Origin of the sequence: Diaphorobacter sp. LI3 (assembly GCF_022807955.1) — a bacterium.
GTDB classification, from domain to species: Bacteria; Pseudomonadota; Gammaproteobacteria; order Burkholderiales; family Burkholderiaceae_C; genus Diaphorobacter; species Diaphorobacter nitroreducens.
Window position 1 is genome coordinate 3,702,609 of record NZ_CP094346.1, and the last position, 16,605, is coordinate 3,719,213.

A 16,605-nucleotide genomic window follows, 5' to 3' on the forward strand; every position below is an offset into this window, starting at 1 on the left:
TCAGCGACAGGTTTTCACCTGGGCGGCCTCGGCCTCCACCCCTTCGGCCGCCCGCGCCCCTTGGCGGGCTGCTCACCCTCCACCAACAGCTCATGCTCCCGGTGCAGTCCCTGCACGTACCCGCGCCACCATTGCGACAGCCCGACACCCATCACGGTCCGAAGCAGTTGTCGCAGCCGGTCCAGCGTGGATAGCTTTCGGGTGTCCTCGCGCCAGGCGTTCTCCGCGGCGTAGTCCGCCAGGTATTTGTTGGACGGCGACAGGTAAATGCCCTCGGCCGAGCGGCGCATGCGCCAGTTGAAGCTCTCGGCCAGGTTGTTGCTCACCCCCTTGCCGTCGCTGTAACCCTTGGAGTGGTTGATGGTCTGGTGCTGGGTGAATAGCTTGGAAAACGAGTAATACGCCGGGTCCTCATCGCTCATGACCGAAGACTCGGCCGATGCGAACTTCTTGGCCATGGCGACCACCGTGGCAGCCGTCTCACTCAAGGCAATACCGATGCGCGTGGCCACAGCACCCTTCTTCTTGGCCTGACTGCGCTGGCGAATCACCAGCAACAACCGGCGGTCTGCCGGCTGCTTGGCTGTCTTGTCCCACTTTGGTGGCTTTGGCGGCCCCTGAATCTCCCCGGTCTCTGGGTCAACAGAGGGCTTGAGCAGGTGAGCGGGTATCTTGGGTTTGCCCGCAGCGCCACCGCCCAACGGCTTGTTGCGCTTTTCCCGGTAGCGGCGGCCGTTGATGTCCATGCCGTCCATCTCCTGGATGCCGCACAGCGCGCCCACGTTGAAGCCGCGCAAGAGGCCTTCCCGCAACTTGTGGGCAAGGGTGGGGTCGTCGATGAGGTAGTCGTCAATCGTCAGGACCTCGGGCTCTTCCTGCGACGCAGGCTGGGGCTGGCCGGCACGTATCGGGCTGAGCAGGGGCCGGGCGAAGAACTTGCGAGTCGGGGCAATGCGGCTGTCTACTCGCTCCAGGTAGCCCGCGTCCACCAGGCGACCCACCAAAGCAAACACCGACGATGTGGAGGACAGGCCCACCGTCTCGCACAGCTTGGCCATGCTCGGAAACGCCGCGTGTCGCTTCCAGTGGGTCCTGAGTTTGGCCAGGTACTTTTCGTCATGCTCCGTCATCTCTCACTCCGAATAGCCGTTCGATGAGAAACACTGTATGCCCAACCAGTTCCTTGAGCAAGCCAGCCCAGGATGACCCGCAGTTCTCTCTGTTTTTGTTTGTGAAGCGGCCAGTTCTTGTCAACAACGGCTGGTCCGGACTGCCCGTCTGGTCTACCACGCCGCTCATCATTGGCGGAAAAAGTTGTTCTCAAAAACCTCTAATCTGTTGTTGACGCGAAAAAGTAGCTCGCTACAATTCGCAGCATGGAACAACGGATGTCTGACATGGCAATCGGAAACGCACACTACCTGCCCACTTCGCGCACCAAGCGGGAACTGAGCCTTCATGCACACAAGCGGGGCTGCCAGCGGGGCATCTCACCCGGTAGCGCCGCCCTCGTGGTGGCATTTGGCGAAATGGAGCACGACAACCGCGGCGGCGTGCGGTACCTGATGACTGCCAAGGCCCTGGAGAACCTCCGCCGTGTGGTGGGCCACAGCCAAAAGGTGGACGCCCTGGCCGGCGTCTACGCAGTGGTCAGTGCTAATGACCCAACCATCATCACCGTTGCGCATCGCCACGGCTGAGTAAGACCATCATGATTCGAACTGAACTGCCTATCCCTCGTGCATTTCGCGCCTTGCTTGAAGCCGTCCGCATAGCCGGGCTGTCCCAAAGCGACGCACTCACTTTTGCTCTCAGCTGGCTCGCCGCTGCGCGCATGGTGCTCACGGGTAACGTGCCAGGCGTCACCTCTGTAGACGACTTGGGCACTCCTGAAGGATGGAAAGCGGTGGCTGACGCGGGCCTGCCGGTGCACCCAGTCATTCGCTGGATGCAGGCTGACAGCAAAGAGGGCATGGGCCTGCTGCCTGCAGGAAAGAATGCCATCAAAGAGCTGGTCAGCGACCTGGGCACACAGCCGTGGGACGTGTTGCCCGCGCTCACGGCATCTGCCATCGCCAGCCGTGATGCGGAAGGAATGGTCAGCGCCGAGGTGGCCGAACTGATGCTGGACATGCTGGAGCCCCCGGCGCAGGATTTGTGGGTGCCGTTCGACCGCTGGGGCACGCTGACGGTGCGGGCCTTACGCCGTGGTTGGCGCGTCAAGTCCGCCCCCATGCTGGGGCAAATGGACTCGGTTCTCCCGCTCCTGTTGGCTATCGAGTTCGGGCAGCCCCGCACGCATCTGCTGGAGACCGAGGTTGAGCGAGACCGTGAAGGCCGCCCTCTGACCCGGGCCGCGTGTGTCCTGGCGTGCCCCCCGTTTGGCATGTCAGTGCACGATTCCAGACTGGCCCAATGGGATTCCAGCAACAGCGAGGCTGCAGACCGCTTTGTTCGCAGCGAAACCTGGGCGGTGCGCGAACTCGTGAATCGTGCGTCGAAAAAAGCCGTTTTTCTGGTGCCGCCTGGTGTGCTGTTCACCCGCGGGCAGGAGCAGCGCTTGCGCGAGTACCTGCTGCACCGAGGGGGCGAGTGCAATGAGCTGCACAGCGTGGTGGCGCTGCCCAGCGGAGCGGTTTCCGGGACCGGCTTGGGCACTGCTGTGATGGTGCTGACGCCTGACCAGGGCAACGACGACATCCTCATGGTGGACCTAGGGCTGTCCAAGCGCTCGTTGTCTAACCTGGACGAGTTGGTCAGGACGCATCGCCTGGTCGCGCTGGGCCAGGCAGAAGACCCAGAGCGCGCGTGCCGCGTCACCCGTGACGACATCATCCGCAACGAGGTGTCTTTCGCGCCGTCCCGCCACCTACGCAAGTCGGTCGAAGTGGGGCCCAACGCCGTACCGCTGGAAGCCCTCTGTGAGGTCGTCCGGGCACCAATCCTGGCTCGTGACGAGAAGGCCGTGGAACTTCTGGAGCTGGGCATCCCTGAGTTGGGGGGCTGGACTTGCGTCGGACACGGCTTGGAAAAGAAGGCCCGGGTCAAAGGCCGTCGAGACCTGCCTACCTTGGAGCGAGGAGACGTGGTGCTGTCCATCAAAGGGTCCATCGGCAAGGCTGGCGTGGTTGGCGAAGTCGAGCCGGAGGCGGTGGTGGTCTCCCAAAGCTGCGTGGCACTGCGCATTGCGCCGAGCCAGCGCGACAAGGTGTCAGCCGAGTTTCTGCTGATGTACCTGCGGTCCGAAGCCGGGCAAGCCCAGCTGGAATCCTTGCAAGCGGGTGCCACCGTGCAACACGTCAGCCCTCAGAGCCTGCTGACGTCGTTTTTGGTGCCTATGCCCACAGCCGAGGAGCGCGCCGCCGTAGAGGCCGATTACCGACACCTGTGCCAACTGGAGCAGGACATCGAGCGCCTTCAACAGCAGATGACCGAAATAGCCCAGAGCCGTTGGACTATCTGACGGACATTGCCCAGTAGCTCACAACTGATAAAACAGCATCCTAGACACAATCACCATGGCACAAAACTTCACCGAACTTGCGAATTTCATTTGGTCAGTTGCCGACCTTCTGCGCGGCGACTACAAGCAGGCCGACTACGGAAAAATCATCCTGCCTTTCACGCTGCTGCGCCGTCTGGACTGCGTGCTGGAGGGCACCAAAGACGCTGTCCTGAAGGAGTACGAGGCCCACAAGCACAGCGGCGCCGGGCTTGACCACCGCCTCAAGCGCAAGTCGGCGCAGGCCTTCTACAACACCAGCCCCTTCACGTTGCCCGGCCTGCTGGATGACCAGAAGCACGTGCGCCAGAACCTCATCGCTTACGTTGGCGACTTCTCTGAGGACGCCCGCGACGTGTTCGAGCGCTTCAAGTTCACCGAACGCGTGGCCGAGCTTGAAGACAAGGACCTGCTGTTCCAGCTGGTGCAGAAGTTCGCCAACGTGGACCTGCACCCGGACGCCGTGCCCAACGAGACCATGGGCCTGGTGTTCGAGGAGCTCATCCGCAAGTTTGCTGAAGCCTCCAACGAGACGGCCGGTGAGCACTTCACCCCGCGTGAGGTGATTCAGCTCATCGTGCACTGCCTGTTTGCAGGTGACGACGAGGCCTTGTCCAAGCCGGGCGTGGTGCGCTCGATGTACGACCCCACCGCCGGCACCGGGGGCATCCTGTCCGTGGGCGAGGCGGTGGCACGCAGCATCAACAGCTCGGCCATCATCAAGCTGTTTGGCCAGGAGCTCAACGACGAGTCCTACGCCATCTGCAAGGCGGACATGCTCATCAAGGGGCAAGACCCCAAGAACATTGTCCGAGGCAACACCCTGTCGGCCGACGGCTTCCCGAATGACAAGTTCGACTACGGCGCGGCGAACCCGCCCTTCGGTGTGGACTGGAAGAAGGTGTTGGATTTCGTCAAGACCGAGCACGAAAAGCGGGGGTTCGCTGGGCGCTTCGGTCCTGGTCTGCCTCGTGTGTCGGACGGCTCCTTGTTGTTCCTGATGCATCTGATTTCAAAGATGCGCCCCAAGGAAGAAGGCGGCGGCCGCATTGGCATTGTTCTCAATGGCTCCCCGCTGTTCACAGGTGACGCCGGCTCTGGCGAGTCCGAAATCCGCCGCTGGATTCTGGAAAACGACCTACTCGAAGCCATCATCGCACTGCCCAACGACCTGTTCTACAACACCGGCATTGCGACCTACATCTGGATTCTGGACAACGATAAGAAGGCTGACCGCAAAGGCAAGGTGCAGCTGATTGATGCCACCCGCATGTACGCCAAGATGAAGAAGAGCCTTGGCAACAAGCGGGTCTACATGACCGACGAGCAGATTGCCGAGGTGGTCGGTGTGTACGCCAAGGGCGCGACCAATGTGTCGTTTTCGCTGGAGTACAAGGAGCCGGTCAAGGCTGGTGCAGAGCCGTCAGAGGCTGAGCCGCCTCGTGTGGTGTCAAAAGTGTTCGGCACCAAGTTCTTCGGCTACCGCAAGGTGACCGTCGACCGCCCGCTGGCTGATGGCAAGGTAGGCAAGTTCAAGAAGGGCGAGAAGCCCTACGACAAAGACCTGCGCGACACCGAAAACATTCCGCTGACTGAGGACGTCACCGCTTACATGAAGCGCGAGGTGCTTCCGCACGTGCCGGATGCCTGGGTGAACGTTGATGTCAAGGACGACAAAGACGGTCAGCCCGGGAAGGTGGGCTACGAAATCAACTTCAACCGCTACTTCTACGTCTACAAGGCGCCGCGCGCCCCGCACGTCATCGCCGAGGAGATTCGGGAGATGGAGAAGCGGTTCGTGGAGCTGATGAAGGGGGTGTTGGTATGACTTTGGCAGCGAACCCCGTCATTCCTTTGAAACGCCTCGCTGCAGTCATGCCAAGTAACGTCGACAAGCATTCTGTGGATGGGGAGCAGCAGGTCAGCCTGTGCAACTACGTTGACGTCTACAAAAATGAGCGCATCACCGACGCCCTCAATTTCATGGAGGCAACCGCAACGGAGGCACAAGTTTCCCGGTTCACTCTCCAAGCTCACGATGTAATTGTCACAAAGGACTCTGAGGAGCCAACAGACATCGGCATCCCCGCCTACGTGCCGAGTTCCTTGCCAGGCGTCGTGTGCGGGTATCACTTGGCTGTCCTTCGCCCCAGCGATGAACGGCTTTATGGCGGGTATCTCCACTGGGCTTTGCAGTCCGCCGAGGTCAAGGCGTACTACTCCACGGCGGCGACGGGCATCTTCGCGGCCGACCTCCTGGCTTTCGTGCAGGACACCCAGCCCACTGAATGGGCCAAGTTCAAGAAATGGCACAACGGGCAGTCCGAAGCGATGTTCGTCAAGCGCGTGGCCAAGCAGCTCGACACCCACGGCACGCTGCATGTGCTGCGTCACGGCTTCAAGGACGTGGACGCCAAGTTCTCCCTGTGCGCCTTCAAACCGGCCCATGGCAAGAACCCCAAACTGGTGGAGCTCTACGCCAAGAACCGACTGACCGTCATCCGCCAGCTGCACTACAGCCTGCATAACGAAAACAGCATCGACCTAGTGTTCTTCGTCAACGGCCTGCCGGTGGCAACCTGCGAGCTCAAGACCGACTTGACCCAAAGCGTCAAGGACGCCATCACACAGTACAAGAAAGACAGGCTGCCCAAGGACCCCAAGACCAAGGAGCCAGAGGCACTGCTGCAATTCAAGACTCGCGCCCTGGTGCATTTCGCGGTCTCATCGGACCAGGCCTTCATGACCACCAAGCTGGCCGGCGACGAGACCTCCTTCCTGCCTTCAACATCGGCAAGCCCGACGGCGTAGACACCTTTAGCGCCGGTGCAGGCAACCCACCCGCTCCAGCTGGCAAAGGCTACCCGACCTACTACCTGTGGGATTTCGTCTGGAATCCCGAGGTCTGGTTGGAAATCCTGGGCGAGTTCATGCACCTTGAAGTCAAAGAAGTCGAGGTGCCTGGCTCCAAGAAGAAGGCCGCCAAAGAATCGCTCATCTTCCCGCGCTTCCACCAGCTGGTTGCTGTTAAATCGCTGCTAATCGATGCCGCCAAAGAAGGCCCGGGTCACAACTACCTGGTGCAGCACTCGGCCGGTTCGGGCAAGTCCAACTCGATTGCGTGGACCGCCCACCGCCTGTCCAACCTGCACGACGCCAACGACAAAAAGGTGTTCGACTCGGTCGTGGTCATCACCGACCGGCGTGTGCTGGACAAGCAGCTGCAGGAGACCATCAGCCAGTTTGAACACAAATCTGGCGTGTGGTCCAGGTCATCAGCGAAAACAGCGCTCAGCTGGCCAAGGCCCTGAACGACGGCGCGCCCATCGTGGTAACCACGCTGCAGAAGTTCGGGTTCATCCTGGATGCCGTGTCGGACCTGGGCAAGCGCAACTTTGCGCTCATCATCGACGAGGCACATTCCAGCCAGTCGGGCGCCGCTGCGCGCAAGCTGCGCGAGGCCCTGACCAAGGACAAGCCCAAGGCCACAGCGGTGGAGGTCATCGATGGCGAGGAGGTGCAAGTCGAGGCTGACGTGGAAATCGACCCTGAAGACCTGACGTCAGAGGACGTCATCAACGCGGTGATTGACGCCCGCAAGCAGCCTGACAACGTCAGCTACTTCGCCTTCACCGCCACACCCAAGAACAAGACGCTGGAGCTGTTTGGCCGCAAGGATGCCAACGGCTTGCCGGTGCCTTTCCACGTCTACTCGATGCGCCAGGCCATCGAGGAAGAGTTCATCCTCGACGTGCTCAAGCACTACACCAGCTACGCCATGTTCTACAACTTGGGCGCTGTGGCCAATGAGAAGTTGGTGCCCCAGAAAAAGGCCAAACAGGCCCTGGCTCAGTTCGCCAAGCTGCACGCCCACAACATCTCCCAGAAGGTGGTGGTCATCGTGGAGCACTTCCGCGAGCACGTGGCGGCCAAGATGGGTGGCAAGGCCAAAGCCATGCTGGTGACCGACAGCCGCAAAGCCGCGGTGCGCTACAAGCTGGCCATCGACAAATACATCAAGGACCAGAAATACACCGACCTCAAAACCCTGGTGGCATTCTCTGGCGCAGTGAACGACCCCGACTCGGGCACAGACGAGTTCACCGAGTCCAACATGAACGATGTGAAGGGGCAGGAGCCCTCCGAGGCGTTCAAGCAGGACGAGTACCGCATCCTGCTGGTGGCCAACAAGTACCAAGTCGGCTTCGACCAGCCCTTGCTGCACACCATGTACGTTGACAAGCGGTTGTCCGGCGTCTTGGCGGTGCAGACCCTCTCACGCTTGAACCGGCGCTACCCGGGCAAGGAAGACACCTTCGTCCTGGACTTTGTGAACAAGCCGGCCGACATCCTGGCCAGCTTCCAGCCTTACTACCGGACCGCCCAGATTGAGGAGGTCACGGACCCGAACCTGGTGCATGAGCTGATGGCCAAGCTCAACAAGGCCAAGGTCTATTTCTGGAGCGAAGTGGAGACCTTTGCCGAGGCGTTCTTCAATCCCAAGGTGAAAACCCAGGCTGCCCTGCACGGCGTCCTCAAGCCGGCCTTCGACCGTTACGAAGAGCTGGAAGACGAGGAACAGCAGCTCTTCAAAAAGGACCTGGGGTCGTTCCTGCGCCTGTACGAGTTCCTGTCGCAAATCATCCCGTACAACGACCCCGAGCTGGAAAAGCTGTTCGTTTTCGGCAAGAACCTGATGCCCCGTCTGTCGGAGCATGGCCGCAAGGACCAACTGTCCTTGGACGAGGACGTGAAGCTGACCCACTACCGGCTGCAGAAGATGGGCGAGCAGGCCCTGGACCTGGAGAAGGCGGAGGTGGTCAAGCTGCCTGGCATCAAGGAGGCCGGCACCGGTGCGGCGAATGAGGATGAGCGCAAGGAACTGAAGGAGATTGTCGCCAAGATGAACGACCTGTTCGCTGGCGACATCACCGAGGCCGACTTCATCGGGTCACTGACCACTTGGCAAGGTCGGCTGATGACCAGCGACACCCTAGCGGCGCAGGCCAAGAACAACTCAGAGGAGCAATTCGCACTGGGCAGCTTCAAGGACGAGTTCATGGATGTGGTGATTGAAGCGCAAGACGCCCAGAACAGCATCGCCGAGCAGATGCTCAAGGACGAACGCATCATGGGGGTTATGCAGAAGATGCTGGCCAAGATGGTGTGGAAGCAGTTCCAGCAGGCGGGGATGCAGCAATGACTTCCCGGGGTGACAGCACGTGCAATCCGCGGGAGGGAGAATGAAAGTGAACGAAATTCCGAATGCATGGTCTGCGACACCCACCGGGCCGGGTGCGCAGTTTCTGGAACGTCTGGCGAGAGAGTTGGACGTTCCGGTTTCTCGCTACCAAGAAGCAGCCAAACGGTATGAGTCAGTGGGTAGCTGGCTATGCCGCGACGAGTCGATACTCAAAGACCTAAACCCAGACGTGTACGTTCAGGGCTCCTTTCGACTAGGGACGCCAATTCGGCCGGTCAACGAGAACGAACACTACGACATTGATTTGGTCTGCGAGCTCGCCGCCTCCAAGACAGGCATCAGCCAACAACAGCTGAAAGCAATGCTCGGACACGAGATGCGGCTGTACGCGAAAGCCCATAACATGCAGGAAGTCGGCGAGGGCCGGCGCTGCTGGACACTGGACTATGCAGAGGGTGCCCAGTTTCACCTCGACGCGCTACCTGCCGTTCCTGATGGTCAAAGCAAGCGACAGCTTCTTGTGGAAGCAAAACTAAAAGCCGATTGGGCAACAACCGCAATTGCCATCACTGATAACGAACACCCGCGCTACCGCGACATCACGGACCGATGGCCGCATTCGAATCCCAGGGGATACACCAACTGGTTTCGAAGCAGGATGGAGACCAGTTTCCGTCAGATTCGAGAGGCCATGGCGCTCGAAGCGAGGGCCAGCGTAGAGGAAATCCCATCTTATGCGGTGAAGACGCCACTGCAGCAGGCGGTGCAGATTCTCAAGAGGCATCGGGACATGATGTTCGCCGATGACCCTGAGCACAAACCCATTTCGGTCATCATTACCACCCTTGCTGGCCTTTCCTATCTTGGAGAAAGAAGCGTCGCGGAGGCCCTGGCCGGCATCCTGCAGCGGATGGAAGCGAACATTAAACAGGACGCGCAGGGCACTGTCTTCATACCGAATCCCACCGACCCACAAGAGAACTTTGCTGACCGCTGGCGCGGTGCTCCCGAGAAGCGCGTGAACTTCTATCGCTGGATTCGAAAGGCGCGCGAAGACTTTGCCACGATTGCCACCCAACACAATCCTCAACGCATTGTTGAGGCTGCTGGCCAGGCGTTTGGCGAACGCCAAGCGCGCGCCGCCGGTGGAACAGCAGTCAATCGGTCGATTAGCCTGGCCGGCCTGTATGGAGGGGCCGTCAGTCTGTTCTCGGCCGCACACAAGCAGGCCGTACCGTGGCCGACGAGTCGTACCGGCACTGCGTCCATTTCTAAAGCGACTTGGACGGGAAAAGGATTTTCGAGGCCTTTGACTGCGCATTCCACTGATGGCGGACAGTGATTCCATTCCCATCGCGGACAGCGTTCCAGGCGATGGCGGACACGTTGCGCGGGTGTCCTGAGTGACGCTCAAATCGTAGCCGAAGTGTCCGCCATCAGCGTGGAATGGCGGTCGGCGCGGCCGGCTCAGACGGCCTTGGTGAGCTTGCGCATCGACTCGCCCTTGAGGGCTATCTTGTGCGAGCCGTGCACGATGCGGTCCAGGATGGCGTCGGCCAGCGTGGGCTCGTCCAGCCAGGCGTGCCAGGCCGTCACCGGCAACTGGCTGGTGATGAGCGTCGAGCGCGTGCCCACCCGGTCGTCCAGCAATTCCAGCAGGTCGTTTCGCTCGTGCGCGGCAATCGGCGCGATGCCGAAGTCGTCCAGGATGAGCAGGTCCAGCCGCGCCAGTTGCGCCAGCCGTTTGCCCAGGCTGCCATCGCCGTGGGCCACGTGCAGCTCCTGCAGCAGCCGTGGCGCGCGGGTGTAGAGCACCGAGAAGCCCAGGCGCGCGGCCTGCTGCCCCAGTGCGCAGGCGAGCCACGTCTTGCCGCACCCGGTGGCGCCGGTGAGCAGCACGTTGTGGCCATGGCGCAGCCAGTCCCCGCCGGCCAGGCTGGTGATGACCTCTCGGCTCAGGCCCCGGCTGGCGCGCCAGTCGATGTCCTCCAGGCAGGCACTGGAGACCTTCAGGCGGGCCGCCTTCAACAGGCGCTCCAGGCGCTTGCTGTCACGCCAGTCCACCTCGCGCTGCACCAGCAGCGCCAGGCGTTGTTCAAAGGGCAGCTCGCTGGCCGTGATGTGGGTGGCCGCGTCGCTGAGGGCGGCCACCATGCCGTCCAGGCGCAGGGCGCGCAGTTGGTTCAAGGTCTGTTCGTTGAGCATGGTTCTTCCTTGTTAGGTTTGCTTGCACGTTGGAGTTCAGTGGTAGTAGCCCGGCCCGCGCACGTTCTCGTGCAGCGGCAGGCTCGCCTGTGCGGCCATCGGCGCATCCAGCGGCCGCTGGTCCAGGCCGCAGCCCAGGATGGAGGCGATGCTCTTGTAGGACGGTGAGCGAATCGACTGCGCCCGCGCACAGGCGGCCTCCAGCCGGTCAGCCCCGTACTCACGGCCCAGGCGCATGAGGCCCAGACAGGAGCGGTAACCCTGCTCGGGATGCTGGCGGTGCTCCATCTGCCAGCGCACCACGGCGGCGGTGGCCGCGCCCACGCGCTCACCCCAGGCGATGAGCTTGGCCGGCGTCCACTGCAGGTGCGCCCGGTGCGAGGCCGGCATGTGCTCGGGCGTGGTGGTGTGTGCACCCCGTCGGGGATTGAGGGCGTGGGCGGCCACGCGTTTGCTGCCGTGCAGGACTTCGAGCGTGCCGGCCGTGATGCGCAACTCCACCGGCTCACCCACCAGGGCGTGGGGCACCGAGTAGTAGTGGCCATCGAGCTCAACGTGGTAATCGATGTTGACGCGGGCGGGTTTGAAGCGCGCGATGGGCATGCGCACCGGCGGCAGGGGGCGCAGGGCTGGCCGGTCGAGTTCGGCGAAGGCGCTAGTGCGGTTGCCCGGCAGCTTCTTGAACGCGCGCTGGTTCAAGTCCACCAGCAAGGCGGCAATCGCCCGGTTGAGCTCGGCCAGGCTGAAGAAGGTCTGGTGGCGCAGCCTGGCCAGAATCCAGCGCTCGACCACCTGCACAGCGACCTCCACCTTGGGTTTGTCGCGTGGCTTGGCCGGGCGCGCGGGCATCACGGCCAGGCTGTAGTGCGCACAGAGCTCTTCGAGCAGGCGGTGCGCGGTGGGCTCGTAACGGTCGGGTCGGGCCATGAGGGCGCGCGGCTGGTCAGGCACCAGCAGGCGGGGCACGCCGCCGATGAACTCCAGCGCGCTAATGATGCTGGCCACCCAGTCGGTGGTCTTCTGGCTGGCGGTGGCGCAGGCGTAGGTGTAGTTCGATGCGCCCAGCACGGCCACGAAGACCTGGGCCTGGCGTATCTCGCCAGTGTCGGCATCCACCACGGGAACGGTCTGGCCGGCGTAGTCCACAAAGAGCTTGTCACCGCCCGTGTGGGTCTGGCGCATGGAGCGCTGCAGGCGCCGGGCCCAGGCCTTGTACTTCTCGCAGAAGGCGCTGTACTTGTACGCCTGCCCGCTGTGCTGTTGCTGGTATTCCTCCCAAAGCAACTGCAGCGTCACGCCAGGTCGGCGCAGTTCGCGGTGGATGTGGGCGTGGTCGGGTTCAAGGTGCCGGGACTCGCGCGCCACGGGTGGCTTGTAGAGCCGGGCCTGGAGTTCGTCGTCGTTCAGGCTCTGGGCCAGTGCCCAGTCCACGCCGGCCACGCGCGCGTAGCTGGCTATCTCGCTGACAGTGGATTTGGAGATGCCGAGGGCGGCACCGATTTGACGGGTGCTCAAGGCCCCGCGGTGCAGCAGTTGCAGTGTGTGTCGTAGTTTGCTCATGGTGACCCTGGGTGTGGGCATCGCTGGTTCCGGTCAAAAAACCGGGCAGCGTATGCCGCGTTCGGGTCACTCAGAACACCCCGCAGGTGTCCGCCATCAGTTTGGAATGCTGTCCGCCTTCAGCGTGGAACACTGTCCGCCATCACGCTGGAACACTGTCCGCCATCAGCATGGAATCGTGTCCGCCATCGCGTGGAATACGCATTTGACCTTGCAATCCGACGGGCAACCCCTAATGAAGGGGGCTTCCTTGAAGTTTGAGGCTGCGACCGACCTTCCGCCTCCTTATGAGGTTTACTGGCAGGTGGTCAATACTGGAAATGAGGCAGCTTCCGCCGGACAGCTGCGCGGAGGTTTTGACAAAGGCACAGTGGAGCGCGGCAGCATCACTCATCGTGAAGAGACGGGCTACTCCGGTGCCCACACCATCGAGTGCTTCATCGTGAAGGACCGCCACTTGGCTGCACGAAGTGGTGTGTTCGTCGTGAACGTCAGATAAAGCCGCACATGAAGCAACTCCTTCACAAGTTCGTCAGCCGCCTCATTGACTTCGTATTCTTCCTCCCCCGGAACCCTGGCTTAAAGCTCGTGGGAGGGGGAGTCGCGTTATTACTCGCGGCACTAGGCCTGAATTGGTTCGCCAAGGTACAGTACCGAACCGAGGGCACGGTGTTCTCCCTGGACGTATCCACTGGGGACAGCCTTCCTCAAGTGGGGACAACCCTTGTCTTCGCTCTCGGCGTGCTTCTCGTAGTCGTGGGGCTTGCAATGGCCCTGGTTGACTATTTCCGTGGGGTTCGACGAGATTCTCGTCGAATGGCGATTGTTGTTGAGCTACGCGGCCTGCACTCGGGCCCAGACACTCCGGCGCGAGATGCGGAGTTGGGCTCGTTACCGAGCCAGCGGCAATGGATTCAGGTGGATTTCCGGCCGAAGGGTGAGGGAGAGCGAGTAAATCCCGCCTTGCTGCTGCGGCAGGTTGCGGCAATGAAGCCTTCCATTGAAACGCTTTCGGCTGGACGAGATAAGGGCGACGTAGCCGTGGCTGTGGGCGGGTTGGCTGCTGTTCCTGCGCTCTTCCTGACGGGAGTCCTTCTAGACGACGAATCTGAAGTCATCATCTTTGACTGGCATCGTGATGCAAAGGCCTGGCGGGTCGTCGAAGGCCTTGACGACGGGCGCCGAACATTCCCTTTGGAAGCGAGTGAGCTTGTAGGTAATCCGGCAGAAGTGGTGCTGGCCATCTCGTTGTCATACCCAGTCGACTTAGGATTTATCCGTAAATAATATTGACAGGTAGACTGATCTTTCGCAAGGTGATGATGGCAGCGGCCAGATGGTTAAGCGCGAGAAACGTGTGCTCCAGCTTTTCGTAGCGCACGAGCAGCTTGCGGAATCTGTTGAACCACCCATGGCATGCCTCCACTACCCAGCGGCGCGCCTTCTTCTGCGGATTGCGTTTCTTGCGCTCTGCCTCGCTCTTGCGGCCCACTACATGCGGGATATAGCCGTGGGCCAGGATGATCTTCATGGCGTTCTTTCCCCGGTAGCCGGCATCAGCGCATAGGTGCTTGCTGCGTCGCTGCTTGGGTGTGGGGCGCTTGATCATGCAGGACGCCAGCACGGCCTCAAGTTGCGTCACGTCGTGCGCGTTGGCCCCGGTCACGACGAGTGACAACGGGACGCCACGCCCGTCCACCAGCAGGTGACGCTTGCTGCCTTTTTTTCCCCCGATCCGTCGGGTTGCGCCCCACAGCCTCTTGCGCCAGTGGCGCCTTGAACATGGCCCCATCAATGCTTTGCCAGCGCCAGGCAACGCCTTCGAAATCATCGTACTCAGCAAGACCTGCACGCCACAGGTTCTCAAAGAACCCGGCCTTGGACCACAGCATGAACTTCTGATGGATCGCGCTGGCGCTGCCGAAGCGCTCAGCAGGCAATGCCTTCCATTGGCAGCCAGTGCGCAGCACATACATGATGGCCTCGAACACCAGCCGTGGCGGTTTGCTCGGGCGGCCCGCTCCGGCTGCGCGCTTGTACTGCTTGTCAGGATCGCGCGCAGGCTGCGGCACCAGCGGCTCCACCCGGCTCCAGAACTCGTCCGTCACTTCCCACGAATTGGCATGCACCTTGGCCATCTACATCTCCTGCGCCGCATCACGGGCGACTCAGGAACATAGTTTAATTTGCGGATAGATCCTTAGATGCCGTGCGGAACACCTTTCCACGTTTGCCGGTTGCGCAGCTCCGTGCAGAGGAGGTCCGAGCGGATGTGTACTGGTCCGCTGAAAAGCAGCAGGCCATCGTCGCCGCTTTTAGAGGTGCGGTGCAGCGCCTAATGGAGCAAGGGGTGGCGCGGATTCACCTTATCCTGGCGTCCCCTGCAAGCTTGGCGATTCGCTTGGGCATGGCCTATGACCCTCGCTTGATGCCCGAGCTGCTCGTGTATCAATACGAGCGTACGGACCCTGTGCCGTACCCCTGGGCATTGCGCATGCCAAACCATGGCGAGGCCTGCGCCTCTGTCATCACCATCACCACGCCAGCAGCTGGCGCCATCTAAGGGCCACAAATCCACCGTCGGCCCGCCTTGGCCGCGCTGCAGCGCCTCGCGCCAGCGTTCTCCGGCCAGGACAACTCGGACTGACGGCCCTGTTGGCGCTGGTGCGGCAGACCGTGCTAATTTTTCTCAGCGCGACACCAAAAACAAGCTAAGTTGTTGTTTTTAAAAAGAATTGGCCAACAGAGGCATAACACCCAGGGCATGGAAAAAAGCCACTGCGCGGAGTGGCTTGGCAAAGCGGTAACGCGGTCGCGCCCCGCCGGGCGTCAGGCCAGGGTGACGCGCGCGAACTTGCGCTTGCCGACCTGCACCACGTAGCTGCCCGCTTCCAGCTTCAGGCCCTTGTCGCTGACCACGACGCCGTCCACGCGCACGCCGCCGCCGTCGATGAGGCGGTTGGCCTCGCTGGTCGAGGGCGCAAGGTTGGCCTGCTTGAGCAGCGCGCCGATGCCCAGGGGCGCGCCCGCCAGGCGGACTTCGGGAATGTCGTCGGGGATGCCGCCCTTGCTGCGGTTGATGAAATCCTGCTCGGCCGCGTCGGCCAGTGCGGCGCTGTGAAAGCGCGCGGTGATCTCCTTGGCCAGCATCACCTTGGCATCCTTGGGATTGCGGCCTGCCGCCACCTCGGCCTTGAGCGCGGCGATTTCGTCCAGGCTCTTGAACGACAGCAGCGTGTACCAGTCCCACATCAGGGTGTCCGAGATGGAGAGCACCTTGGCGAACATGGAGTTGGCGTCCTCCGTGATGCCGATGTAGTTGTTCTTGGACTTGGACATCTTGTCCACGCCATCCAGCCCCACCAGCAGCGGCATGGTGAGCACACACTGCGGCTCCTGCCCCCATTCTTGCTGCAGATGGCGTCCCATGAGCAGGTTGAACTTCTGGTCGGTGCCGCCCAGCTCCAGGTCGCTCCTGAGCGCTACCGAGTCATAGCCCTGCAGCAGTGGGTAGAGGAACTCGTGCAGGCTGATGGAGCTGCCGTCAGTGAAGCGCTGGTGGAAATCATTGCGCTCCATCATGCGTGCCACGGTGTACTTGGCCGACAGCTGAATCATGCCGCGCGCGCCCAACTGGTCGCACCACTCGCTGTTGTAGCGGATCTCCGTACGCGCTGGGTCCAGCACCTTGGCCGCCTGGGTGTAGTAGGTTTCGGCGTTGACCTTGATCTGTTCGGCCGTCAGGGGCGGGCGCGTGCTGTTGCGGCCCGACGGGTCTCCGATCAGCGTGGTGAAGTCGCCGATCAGGAAGATGACCTGGTGGCCCAGGTCCTGCAATTGGCGCATCTTGTTGAGCACCACCGTATGGCCCAGGTGGATGTCCGGCGCCGTGGGGTCCAGCCCGAGCTTGATGCGCAGCGGCTGGCCTGTGGCCTCCGAACGCGCCAGTTTCTGGGTCCATTCTTCTTGGGGCAGAAGCTCGTCGACCCCGCGCAGGGAGACTTCAAGCGCCCGTCCTACACCATCGGTCACCGGGAATGTTGTAACAGCAGATTGATTCATAAGGGTTTTTTGGGGTGCCGCCAGGGCCCCAACGACTATACTTCCGGGCACTTTCCAGCCGTGGATTCTAGTG

At 61.7% G+C, this 16,605-nt stretch carries 15 protein-coding genes; 10 read left to right on the plus strand and 5 right to left on the minus strand.

Annotated features, from left to right (window positions below; all coding sequences use genetic code 11):
* Positions 1–14: 14 nt before the first annotated feature.
* A complete protein-coding gene (locus MRB47_RS17305; protein ID WP_252101306.1) occupies positions 15–1,130 on the minus strand; it encodes a transposase in 1,116 nt (371 codons plus the stop codon).
* 267 nt (positions 1,131–1,397) lie between these two features.
* Between MRB47_RS17305 and MRB47_RS17310 the strand changes: the two genes are divergently transcribed.
* The 7 genes from MRB47_RS17310 (at position 1,398) to MRB47_RS17335 (ending at position 10,047) form a co-directional block, all read left to right on the plus strand.
* On the plus strand, positions 1,398–1,700 hold the full coding sequence (locus MRB47_RS17310; RefSeq protein WP_252101307.1) for a hypothetical protein: 303 nt from the start codon (positions 1,398–1,400) through the stop codon (positions 1,698–1,700).
* Between the two features lie 11 nt (positions 1,701–1,711).
* Positions 1,712–3,463, plus strand: coding sequence for an N-6 DNA methylase (locus MRB47_RS17315; protein ID WP_252101308.1), 1,752 nt, complete (start codon positions 1,712–1,714; stop codon positions 3,461–3,463).
* 55 nt (positions 3,464–3,518) lie between these two features.
* Positions 3,519–5,330 carry a class I SAM-dependent DNA methyltransferase gene (locus MRB47_RS17320; RefSeq protein WP_252101309.1) on the plus strand — a complete coding sequence of 604 codons (1,812 nt, stop codon included), beginning with the start codon at positions 3,519–3,521 and terminating at the stop codon, positions 5,328–5,330.
* The gene (locus tag MRB47_RS17325) at positions 5,327–6,313 is read left to right on the plus strand and encodes a type I restriction endonuclease (protein WP_252101310.1); all 987 of its coding nucleotides are present in this window, start codon (positions 5,327–5,329) and stop codon (positions 6,311–6,313) included. Before MRB47_RS17320 ends, MRB47_RS17325 begins: the two co-directional genes overlap by 4 nt.
* A 98-nt stretch (positions 6,314–6,411) precedes the next feature.
* On the plus strand, positions 6,412–6,813 hold the full coding sequence (locus MRB47_RS20025) for a DEAD/DEAH box helicase family protein (protein WP_411275711.1): 402 nt from the start codon (positions 6,412–6,414) through the stop codon (positions 6,811–6,813).
* Positions 6,765–8,705, plus strand: a complete 1,941-nt coding sequence (locus MRB47_RS17330; RefSeq protein ID WP_411275712.1) for a UvrB domain 3-containing protein — start codon at positions 6,765–6,767, stop codon at positions 8,703–8,705. The genes MRB47_RS20025 and MRB47_RS17330 overlap by 49 nt, the downstream gene beginning before the upstream one ends.
* A gap of 40 nt (positions 8,706–8,745) precedes the next feature.
* Positions 8,746–10,047: a nucleotidyltransferase gene (locus tag MRB47_RS17335; RefSeq protein WP_252101311.1), complete on the plus strand. Its 1,302-nt coding sequence runs from the start codon at positions 8,746–8,748 to the stop codon at positions 10,045–10,047.
* A 125-nt stretch (positions 10,048–10,172) separates the two neighbouring features.
* On the opposite strand, the gene istB is transcribed toward MRB47_RS17335, so the two are convergent.
* Both istB and istA read right to left on the minus strand, forming a co-directional pair.
* A complete protein-coding gene (istB, locus tag MRB47_RS17340) occupies positions 10,173–10,910 on the minus strand; it encodes an IS21-like element helper ATPase IstB (RefSeq protein ID WP_011805003.1) in 738 nt (245 codons plus the stop codon).
* Between the two features lie 36 nt (positions 10,911–10,946).
* Positions 10,947–12,491 carry an IS21 family transposase gene (gene istA, locus MRB47_RS17345; RefSeq protein ID WP_252100662.1) on the minus strand — a complete coding sequence of 515 codons (1,545 nt, stop codon included), beginning with the start codon at positions 12,489–12,491 and terminating at the stop codon, positions 10,947–10,949.
* Between istA and MRB47_RS17350 the strand changes: the two genes are divergently transcribed.
* Positions 12,469–12,969 (plus strand): nucleotide-binding domain-containing protein, encoded by a 501-nt coding sequence (locus tag MRB47_RS17350; RefSeq protein WP_252101312.1) that lies wholly within the window; start codon positions 12,469–12,471, stop codon positions 12,967–12,969. The two genes, istA and MRB47_RS17350, sit on opposite strands and share 23 nt — an antisense overlap.
* A gap of 8 nt (positions 12,970–12,977) precedes the next feature.
* Positions 12,978–13,757 carry an SAVED domain-containing protein gene (locus MRB47_RS17355; protein WP_252101313.1) on the plus strand — a complete coding sequence of 260 codons (780 nt, stop codon included), beginning with the start codon at positions 12,978–12,980 and terminating at the stop codon, positions 13,755–13,757.
* Here MRB47_RS17355 and MRB47_RS17360 read toward each other — a convergent pair.
* A protein-coding gene (locus tag MRB47_RS17360; RefSeq protein WP_252100767.1) for an IS5 family transposase occupies positions 13,744–14,608 on the minus strand; the annotation gives its coding sequence in 2 pieces (ribosomal slippage) (positions 13,744–14,191 and positions 14,190–14,608; 867 coding nt in all). The genes MRB47_RS17355 and MRB47_RS17360 overlap by 14 nt on opposite strands.
* 71 nt (positions 14,609–14,679) lie before the next feature.
* On the opposite strand from MRB47_RS17360, the gene MRB47_RS17365 reads away from it, so the two are divergent.
* Positions 14,680–15,033: an SAVED domain-containing protein gene (locus tag MRB47_RS17365; protein WP_252101314.1), complete on the plus strand. Its 354-nt coding sequence runs from the start codon at positions 14,680–14,682 to the stop codon at positions 15,031–15,033.
* A 266-nt stretch (positions 15,034–15,299) separates the two neighbouring features.
* Here MRB47_RS17365 and tyrS read toward each other — a convergent pair whose 3' ends face one another.
* Entirely contained in the window at positions 15,300–16,532 is a 1,233-nt protein-coding gene (gene tyrS / locus MRB47_RS17370) for a tyrosine--tRNA ligase (protein ID WP_252101315.1), read from the minus strand.
* Positions 16,533–16,605 lie beyond the last annotated feature (73 nt).